The sequence below is a fragment of the Streptomyces sp. BE20 genome, from assembly GCF_036322525.1.
Lineage (GTDB): Bacteria > Actinomycetota > Actinomycetes > Streptomycetales > Streptomycetaceae > Kitasatospora.
The window spans coordinates 1-2,876 of record NZ_JAQYWW010000946.1; the positions used below are offsets into that span (position 1 = coordinate 1).

General features: G+C 71.3%; 2 protein-coding genes and 1 pseudogene. 1 reads left to right on the plus strand and 2 read right to left on the minus strand.

Annotated elements, in window-relative coordinates:
- Positions 1–1,206 precede the first annotated feature (1,206 nt).
- Positions 1,207–1,596 carry an ATP-binding protein gene (locus PUR61_RS23650; RefSeq protein ID WP_329881377.1) on the minus strand — a complete coding sequence of 130 codons (390 nt, stop codon included), beginning with the start codon at positions 1,594–1,596 and terminating at the stop codon, positions 1,207–1,209.
- Positions 1,597–1,943: 347 nt separating this feature from the next.
- A pseudogene (locus tag PUR61_RS23655) lies at positions 1,944–2,485 on the minus strand (hypothetical protein); the annotation flags it as partial.
- Between the two features lie 106 nt (positions 2,486–2,591).
- Between PUR61_RS23655 and PUR61_RS23660 the strand changes: the two are divergent.
- Positions 2,592–2,876 (plus strand): VOC family protein (locus PUR61_RS23660; protein ID WP_329881378.1); only part of this gene is annotated, 285 nt, incomplete at its 3' end.

Consider the following 2,876-nt stretch of genomic DNA (forward strand, 5'->3'; position numbering starts at 1 on the left):
CGGGTTGGTGGCCGTGGTCACTGCACCTCTTCCTATTCCTGGTACGGGAACGCGTCGAGGGGCCCCGGCGCCGTTGCGGCTCCGGGGCCCCGAAGGGGAACAACACCATCTACCGGCCTGGGCCGGTCCTCTGTTTCCGCAGTGCCCCGGGGGATGGGGCGTGCGGGGATCGCGTATGCGTGACCGGAAACCACCGTCCTTCGTAGCTGGGGGGTCTGCGGTGTCCGCCCGGACTGAACTGCTGCCTCACGGGCCGGGCGATCCTGATGGCGCTTGCGCCCTCCGTTCTTCCTCTGCGTCACTGACATTCCTGCGAACTGCGGTTTCACACGGGTACTGCTGGTACTGCGCACTGCTTCGGCAGCCCTTGACTGCCACCCGGTCCGGCTGCCGGCTCCATCGCCCGTCCTGCTCACGAGCCCGGCGTGGAACCCCGCTGTCCGGACCTCCCCGGCACGCGCGCCCGCAGTCCGGCGCCTTTGCAGGGGTACTGCGCCCTGCTGAACTGCGTTGACTGCGAATCGACTTCACTCAGTGAAGTGCGATACCGCCTCGTGGTGGCCCCTGATCACTGCGGGCCGCCCGGCCCGGCCACCGGTCCTGTCGCCGCACTGCACTTCCTTGGCTTCAGGGCCCCGCAACCGTGCCGACCTGCGAACTTCCGTCACGCTTCCCACCAGTTCGTGTCTGGCGGGTACCTCTCGACTGCTGGCTACGAGAGAAACACTAACCACAGCCGACATCAATGTCTACTCCCGCCAGAACAGATTTTTCCGTGTCCGAGGGGAAGGTAGTCTTCGGCCAGAACCGAGACGGACAAGCGCCCCGCCCCGGCGCCGCAGGGGTTCCAAGGAAGCGGGAAGGACGGCGCCCGATGACGGAAGGGACACCGCCGGCGGTGCCCGTCCCCGGAACCGCCCCTCACACCCCCGCGCACGAGGAAGTCCCTGCCGGCGGCCTCGCCGAAGCCGTCCGCGACCGCGGAGAACACGTCCTGCGCCGTCCCCTGGCCCACTTCGCCGAACAGGCCGCCGTTACCGGCCTCCCAGCCCTCAACCCCACCCGCACCCGCACCCGCATCGGTGCCGGCACCGGCACCGGCACGCAGTACGACGGTGTCCACCGGCAGGGCGGGCCCACACAGGGCCGAACGCACCGCCCCTGCGCAGCTGTGACCGAAGGGTGTCGGGGACGGGAGCGGTGGCGCTACCGGGCGAGGAGGGCGGTGACGGTCTTGCCGCCGGTCTGCCGGGGGGTGACGGTGGTGGTGTGGGCGAGGCGGTTGACCATGGGCCAGCCGAATCCGCCGGTGCCGGCGGCGAGGTCGGGGGTGCGCATGCGCGGCGGTCGCGGGCTGCGGCCGTGGACGGCCACCTCGACGCCGTCCGTGTACGCGGTCAGGTCCAGCGCGAACGTGCCGCCCCCGTGGCGCAGGGCGTTGGTCACGAGTTCCGAGACGACGAGGACCACCGCGGCCGCGGCCTCGGGTGCGAGGGTCGGCACGAGGCCCGCGAGGAATCCGCGCGCGCTCTCGCGCGCACCCTCGACCGAGAGGACCCAACCGGGAGCTTCGACAGCGACGCTCACCGTGTCCATCAGGTCACCTGCTCCCCGGGGCACCAACCCCTCTCCGGCCTGCCCGACCCTCATTCCACGACAGCCCGAGCACCAACCCCACCACAACCATCCCGCAACCGGCACCCGCCGTTCTCCGGGCAACGGGCAACGGGCCAGGTTCTGACGGCGGGCCGACCCCGGACCGGCGCGGGGGCGGCCCGGCGACGGTAGTGCCGTCTGACCGGCGGCGGCCCCGGTCACCAGGACCACGGCGACGGCCTGTGCGGGATTCCGGGCGGCCGGACGCCAGCGGGGGCGACCGTGGGCCAGACCTCCGGGGGGTGCGGACCGGGGCATCAGCCTGGACTTCCGACGGACCGGTCACATCATCGTGGTGGGCGAGGCCGGTAGCGGCAAGACCTCCGCACTTTCGCTCTGTACCCGCCCACACCCGATGTTCTGTCAGCGGCGGTGGGCGAATCGACCGGGGACGTCCTGGGAGGGCGTACCGGGTCCGCGAGGGATCCACGTGCTCCGTCCGTCGGCCGGGACCGCCGGCCCGGGGGCCGCTTCGACCAGTTCGCGGACGAGATGGTGGTCCGGGGCCCAGCGGCAGGCGGGATCCGTCCGCCGGGCGTCGCCGGTAAGGGCGAACGCCTGACAGCGGCAGCCGCCGAAGTCCCGCTCCCGCTGCGGGCAACTGCGGCACGGCTCGTTCATCCAGGCGGTGCCCCGGTAGGCGTCGAAGGCCTTCGAGTGCTCCCAGATCCACTCCAGGGAGTGGTCCCCGGTGTTCGGCGGGTCGAGTCCCGGCAGGGTGTGGGCGGCCGGACAGGGCAGAGCCGTCCGGCGCCACGGTGAGCGAGATGACTCCCCACCCGCCCATGCACGGTTTCGGCACACCCTCGAAGTAGTCCGGAACGACCCATTCGCGGCCGAGGCCGCGTGGCAGCAGAACGGCGCCGACCCGACGGGAATAGGACGACGGCTACCCTGATCAAACCATTGTTCGCATGTGGAGAGGCTGGTTGCCCATGTTCCTGGGTCTACGAGTGGTGGTGTATCCGGCGCCCGACCTCGCCGCCGGCAAGGCGTGGTGGACCTCGGTCCTCGGTGTGGAGCCCTACTTCGACGAGCCGTTCTACGTCGGCTACGACGTCGGCGGCTACGAGCTGGCTCTGAGCCCGCGTGCCGACCCCGCCGACGGCCCCGTGACCTACTGGGGCGTCGCCGACGCCGACACGGCCCTGCAGCAACTCGTCACCGCGGGAGCAACCGTCAAGGAAGGGGTGCGCGACGTCGGCGGATCCATCCGCGCC